This is a genomic window from Pseudomonas protegens (assembly GCF_003732485.1).
GTDB classification, from domain to species: domain Bacteria; phylum Pseudomonadota; class Gammaproteobacteria; order Pseudomonadales; family Pseudomonadaceae; genus Aquipseudomonas; species Aquipseudomonas protegens_B.
Genome location: NZ_MOAK01000018.1, coordinates 77,465 through 83,593, shown reverse-complemented (window position 1 = coordinate 83,593; position 6,129 = coordinate 77,465). Strand labels below are relative to the sequence as shown.

The 6,129-nt window shown below is 64.3% G+C and carries 7 protein-coding genes; 2 read left to right on the top strand and 5 right to left on the bottom strand.

The window, feature by feature from the left end; genetic code table 11:
* Window positions 1-177: 177 nt before the first annotated feature.
* Window positions 178-882 (bottom strand): glutathione binding-like protein, encoded by a 705-nt coding sequence (locus BLX41_RS02285; protein WP_123723602.1) that lies wholly within the window; start codon window positions 880-882, stop codon window positions 178-180.
* Between the two features lie 219 nt (window positions 883-1,101).
* Between BLX41_RS02285 and BLX41_RS02280 the strand changes: the two genes are divergently transcribed.
* Window positions 1,102-1,764: a histidine phosphatase family protein gene (locus BLX41_RS02280; RefSeq protein ID WP_123723601.1), complete on the top strand. Its 663-nt coding sequence runs from the start codon at window positions 1,102-1,104 to the stop codon at window positions 1,762-1,764.
* Here BLX41_RS02280 and BLX41_RS02275 read toward each other — a convergent pair whose 3' ends face one another.
* From BLX41_RS02275 to BLX41_RS02260, 4 genes are read right to left on the bottom strand one after another with little or no spacing between them, the layout of a single operon-like run.
* On the bottom strand, window positions 1,765-3,054 hold the full coding sequence (locus BLX41_RS02275) for an NAD(P)/FAD-dependent oxidoreductase (RefSeq protein WP_123723600.1): 1,290 nt from the start codon (window positions 3,052-3,054) through the stop codon (window positions 1,765-1,767).
* Window positions 3,051-3,797, bottom strand: a complete 747-nt coding sequence (locus BLX41_RS02270; RefSeq protein WP_123723599.1) for an amino acid ABC transporter ATP-binding protein — start codon at window positions 3,795-3,797, stop codon at window positions 3,051-3,053. Before BLX41_RS02270 ends, BLX41_RS02275 begins: the two co-directional genes overlap by 4 nt.
* Complete coding sequence (locus BLX41_RS02265; RefSeq protein ID WP_011060581.1) at window positions 3,794-4,450, bottom strand: amino acid ABC transporter permease; 657 nt, start codon at window positions 4,448-4,450, stop codon at window positions 3,794-3,796. Before BLX41_RS02265 ends, BLX41_RS02270 begins: the two co-directional genes overlap by 4 nt.
* 60 nt (window positions 4,451-4,510) lie before the next feature.
* The gene (locus BLX41_RS02260) at window positions 4,511-5,275 is read right to left on the bottom strand and encodes an ABC transporter substrate-binding protein (protein ID WP_123723598.1); all 765 of its coding nucleotides are present in this window, start codon (window positions 5,273-5,275) and stop codon (window positions 4,511-4,513) included.
* 171 nt (window positions 5,276-5,446) lie between these two features.
* Between BLX41_RS02260 and BLX41_RS02255 the strand changes: the two genes are divergently transcribed.
* The coding region (locus tag BLX41_RS02255) for an IclR family transcriptional regulator (protein WP_148059676.1) at window positions 5,447-6,129 on the top strand (683 nt) is incomplete at its 3' end.

Sequence of the window (6,129 nt, the reverse complement as noted above, 5' to 3'; positions counted from 1 at the left end):
TTACTTTTTTGGCGTTTGAAAAAAGTGAGTCGCCGTAAGGGCGAAACCCTAAGTGGCCGTAACCGCAGGAATGGATATGTACCCCCGCCCCCTCGCCGTAAGAGCGAAACCATAAGCAGCCACACCCGCAGCAACGGATATGTACCCCCCTTCGCGCGCCCACCCCTAAAAAACACCTCAAACCACCTTGGGAATCTCCAACCCACGGATCACCGCCGGCCGCGCCACAAACTTGGCCAGCACCCGCTGCACCTGCGGGAAGCTATCAATCCCCACCAACTCACCCGCCTCATAAAACCCGATCAAATTCCGAATCCACGGAAAGGTCGCAATATCGGCAATGGTATAGCGCTCGCCCATGATCCACTCCCGCCCTTGCAGGTGCTTGTCCAGCACCCCCAGCAACCGCTTGGCCTCGTTCACGTAACGCTCCAGGGGGCGCTTGTCTTCGTATTCCTTGCCGGCAAACTTGTTGAAGAACCCCACCTGCCCGAACATCGGCCCGATGCCCCCCATCTGGAACATCAGCCACTGGATGGTTTCATAACGCGCCGCCGACTCCTGAGCCAGCAGTTGCCCGCTCTTGTCCGCCAGGTAGATCAGGATCGCTCCCGATTCGAACAACGCCAAAGGCTGGTCGCCAGGACCATGGGGATCGAGAATCGCCGGGATCTTGTTGTTCGGGCTGACGCTGAGGAACTCCGGGGTCATCTGGTCCTGGGTCTCGAAGCTGACCCGGTGCGCTTCATAAGGCAGGCCGATCTCTTCGAGCATGATCGAAACCTTGACCCCGTTGGGGGTCGGCAGGGAATACAGTTGAATCCATTCGGGGAACTGCGCAGGCCATTTCTGGGTCACGGCAAAAGCGGAAAGATCGGTCATGACAGGCTTCCAATGACAGTCAAAAGGGGGGCGCCACACGAGGCAACGGCTGAGGATTATCCGCCGGGTTTTCTTAAATCGGCAACATACCGCGGTTAGTCTGATGCCTCATCGAACCAAACGCCGTCCAGGGACTCAGAAGCACTGCCTTCACCGGCCGTGATGACAGGGAATACACAGGTTTGTCAGCCTCCACACCTTGCGCTGAAGAGTCCTGCCATGCCCCTGCTCCGCCGTCTCAAGAACCGCGCCTACCTGCTGCTACCGACCCTGTTGCTGGGCAGCGCCCTGTGCCTGTCCCTGGAATCCAGCGTCAGCCGCGCGCAACCGGTGGACGGCACCCAGACCCTGGTGTTCCTGCGCCATGCGGAAAAGCCCGCCGGCGGCCTCGGCCAGCTCAACTGCCAGGGCCTGAACCGGGCCATCGACCTGGCCTCGCTGCTGCCGGAGAAATTCGGCAAGGCACAGTACGTGTTCGCCGCCGACCCCACGCGCAACGTCGAGGAAGGCGAGCTGGACAACTCCTACAGCTACATCCGCCCGCTGATGACCATCAGCCCCAGCGCCATCAAGCTCGGCCTGCCGGTGAACATCGATTTTGCCGCCAATGACACCAGCGACCTGGCGGACGAGTTGCTGCATGACCGCTACCACAACTCGATCATCTACACCGCCTGGTCCCACGGCTACCTGCCGGAGCTGATCAACAAGGTCGCCGAAGAAGCCGTGGGCGAACAGCAGCCGATCACCGAAGACTGGGCCTCCAGCGACTTCGACTCGCTGTACGTGCTGACCCTGACCTGGCGCAACGGCAAGGCCAGCCTGCACAGCCAGAGCTACAAACAGGGCCTGGACGGCGGCGAGCAGGATTGCCCGAGCTGATCAGCCCAGGGCGTCGAGCAACCGGTACCAGGCGATCCCCGCTCCCAGGTAGAGGCGTTGCAAGCCGTGCAGCGGAATCGGCCGCAATGGCGTGACCGGGAAAGGAAAACCCTGCCCCGCTCCCGTCAGCCGCGCCGCCAGGTGCCTGCCCAGCAGGGTCGACAAGGCAATGCCGCGCCCGTTGTAGCCCAGCAGGATCGACAGCCCCGGCGCCGGCTCGTGCAACTGCGGCAGAAAGCTCGGGGTCAGGGCCACGCGCCCGCTCCAGCGATACTCGATGGGGATGCCCGCCAATTGCGGAAACAGGTTCAGCAACGAGCGCTCCAAGTGATTCCAATCGGCCTCTCGGCGCGGCTCGGAAAACGGTCCGCGCCCGCCCAGCAGCAGGCGCCCCTGGGCGTCCTGCTTGAAATACAGCAGCAGGCGCCGGGCATCGGAACACACCTCGCCGCCCGGCAGGATGCTCTGGCGCAACTCGGCAGGCAGCGGCCGGGTGGCGATGATGAAACTGTTGGCGGCGATCACCGTCTGGCGCAGCCCCGGCCACAGGTTGTCGGTGTAGCCATTGGTCGCCAGCAGCACCTTCGGGGCGCGTACCCGCGCGCCACAGTCGGTTTCCAGGGTCCAGCGCCCGCCATCGCGCTGCAGCTGCCGGACCCGGCTCTGGCCGTGAATACTCACCCCCAGCCCCATCGCCACCCGAGCCAGGCCCCGGGCGTAGTTCAGCGGGTGCAGGCTGCCGGCCCGCGGGTCGACCCAGCCGCCCAGATACTGCGGGCTGCCGATGCGCTGGCCCACCGCCGCCTTGTCCAGCAACTCCACGGCCACGCCGCGCTGGCGCCACTGCTCGGCGCGCTGCTCCAGGGTGCGCATCGCCGCGCCGGAAAACGCCGGCTGAATCCAGCCCTTGCGGCTGGCGTCGCAGCGAATGCCGTGTTCCTTGATCAGCTCGAACACTTCATCGGCCGCCGAGCCCACGGCTTCGATCAGCGCCTGGCCCTGTACCGGGCCGAACTTGGCCAGCAGTTGCTCGGGGTCGAACTTGAGCCCGGGGATCACCTGCCCACCGTTGCGCCCGGAGGCGCCCCAGCCGGGCTCGCCGGCATCCAGCACACAGACGCTGGCACCGCTCTGGGCCAGGCGCAGGGCGCTCACCAGCCCGGTGTAGCCGGCGCCGACAATCGCCACATCGACCTCCCGGTCCTCGGCCAGTGCCGGGGTGTGCTCGGCCGGCCTGGCCGTGGCCGCCCACAGCGAGGGCGGCATGCGCAGGGGCTGGGATGCGCTCATGCCTGCACCTCCGCGCCCTGGTTGAGCAAGCGCCGCAGGAAGTCCTGGGTGCGCGGATGGCTCGGGGTGCTGAGCACGCTGCGCGCCGGCCCGGCCTCGACGATGCGCCCGCTGTGGAGGAAGCACACCTGATCCGCCACGTCCTGGGCAAAGCCCATTTCATGGGTGACCACGATCATGGTCATGCCCTCGTCGGCCAGCTTGCGCATCACCGCCAGCACCTCCCCCACCAGTTCCGGGTCCAGCGCCGAAGTCGGTTCGTCGAAGAGAATCGCCTCCGGGTCCATGGCCAGCGCCCGGGCAATCGCCACCCGTTGCTGCTGGCCGCCGGAGAGCTCGTCCGGGTAGGCGTGCATGCGATGGGCCAGGCCGACCTTTTCCAGCAGCGCCTCGGCCCGCAGGCGTGCTTGCCGGGGGTCCTGTTTCTTGACGTAGATCGGCCCCTCGGTGACGTTCTGCAAGGCCGTGCGATGGGGAAACAGGTTGAAGCGCTGGAACACCATGGCCACCCGAGTACGCAGCTCATGGATGCTCTTGGCCTGCCGGTCGACCCGCGCCCCGCTCACCAGGATCTCGCCCTGCTCGTAGCTTTCCAGGCCGTTGATGCAGCGCAGCAGGGTCGACTTGCCGGACCCGGAAGGCCCGATCAGGCACACCACTTCACCGCTGCGCACCTCAAGGTCGATGCCTTCGAGCACCGCCACGTTGCCAAAGCTCTTGTGTACGCCCTTGATCTGGATCATGGCTTTCTCCGGGTGCTGATGCGCGCCTCCAGGCGGCGCAGGGCAAAGGACAGCGGCAGGCTCAGGGCCAGGTAGAGCAAGGCCACCAGGGTGTAGACGGTCATGTTCTCGAAGGTCGAGGAAGCGATCAGCTGCCCGGCCCGGGTCATCTCCGCCACGGTGATGGTCGACACCAGGGACGAGTCCTTGAGCATCATCACCAGGGTGTTGCCGTAGGGCGGCAAGGCGATGCGCAGGGCCTGGGGCAGCACCACCCGACGCATGATCATCGGCCCGCGCATGCCGATGGATTCGGCGGCCTCGATCTGCCCCTGGTGGATGGCCTGGATACCGGCGCGGAAGTTTTCCGCCTGGTACGCCGAGTAGGCGATGCCCAGGCCGATCACCCCGGCCTGCATGGCGGTGAGCTGGATGCCGAAATCCGGCAGCACGAAGTAGATGTAAAACAGCTGGACGATGATCGGCAGCCCGCGAATGACGTTGACCACGCCGATGGCGAACAACGCCACCGAGCGCACCTTGGACACCATCATCAAGGCGAAGACCAGGCCGATCAGCGAGCTGAGCACGAATGAGCCAACGGTGACCTGCAGGGTGACCACTGCGCCTTTCAACAGAATGGGCAGGAAGTCCAGAGCGTTCTGGAGAAACATGGAGAGACCCGTTTAATCAGCTGGAAAGGGACCCGGGCCAGGCGCCGGGTCGCGACTGGATCAGTTGAGCTTCCAGTGCTCGATGATGCGGTCCAGGGTGCCGTCGGCCTTGATCGCGGCGATCCCGCGATTGACCTCGGCCAGGGTCTGCGCATCGCCCTTGCGCACGATCAGGCACACATCGCCCATGACCACCGGCTGGTAGCCCTTGACCAGCCGCACCTTGTTCTGGGTGCCCTGGGCCAGTTGATAGGCGAGAATCGGCCGGTCGGCGAAACCGGCCTTGATCCGCCCCAGGGCCAGGTCGCGCATCAGGTCGGGAATCGAGTCGTAGCCGCGTACTTCCTTGAAGATCCCACGCTTGTTCAGCTCGTCGATAAACACCGTGCCGACCTGGGCGCCGACGGTTTCTCCGGCCAGGTCCTCCATGCGGCGGTAGTCGCTGGCGTCGTCGGCCTTGACGATCAGGCCCTCGCCGTAGCTGAACACCGGGTCGGAGTACTGCACCACTTTCTCGCGCACCGGGGTGCGCAGCATGGCGGCGGAAATGATGTCGATCTTGTTCGAGGTCAGAGACGGGATCAGCGCGGCGAAGGTGGTCTGCTGGATGTCCACGGCGAAACCGCCGGCCTTGCCCACCGCCCGGGCGGCATCGATCATCATGCCCTCGATGCTCTGGCTCTTGACGTCAAGAAAGGTGAAGGGAATGCCGGTGGCGGTGGCCCCGACCTTGTACAGCGGGTCGGCCTGGGCCGACAGCGAAAGGCCCAGGGCGCAACAGAGTGCGAATACAGCGGGTGCAAGGACGCGAGTGCGGGTGTGCATGACGAATCTCCCATTGGACGGTTTTATTGTTTGAAGTCCGTGATGGATAGCCTCTGGTGTGGAAGGCAGGAGGCATGAACCCGACTATAAACAATTTACAAAAATCGTAAAGAGATTTATAAATATCGAATATCGATATTCAAAACACAAAATATCTGGATAGGACTGGTCATGAGCGATAACAACAACTCCCTTTTCAACCAGTCGTTGGAGAAAGGCCTGGCGGTGCTACGGGCCTTCAACGCCGCACAACGGACCATGAACCTTGCGGAAATCGCCGCGGCCGCCGACATCAACAAAAGCTCGGCGCAGCGCATGATCCACACCCTGGAACAGCTGGGCTACGTACGTAAGCATCCGCAGACCAAGCGCTTCCAACTGACTCCACGGGTGATGGAGATCGGCTACAACTACCTGGCCGCCGACACCCTGGTGGACGTGGCCAACCCGTTCCTCGCCGAGCTGGCCCAGGTCACCGGAGAAACCACCAACCTCACCGAGCCCGATGGCCTGGACATGGTCTATGTAGCGCGCTTCGTGGCGCCCAAGTTCATCCCCATCCACATGCCCATCGGCAGTCGTATCCCGATGTACTGCACCGGCTCCGGGCGCGCTTACCTCAGCGCCCTGCCCGCCGCCGAGGCCACACAGATCCTCGAAGCCAGCGAGCGCAAGGCCCACACCCGGCACACCCTGACCGAACTGGCGGATATCCAGCGCGAGATCGACGCCACCCAGCGTCGCGGCTACGCCCTGAACCCCGAGGAACTGTTCCTGGGGGACATGAGCATTGCCGCGCCGATCCTCGGTAGCCAGGGCCTGCCGGTGGCCGCGGTGCACGTGGTGGTGCCCAG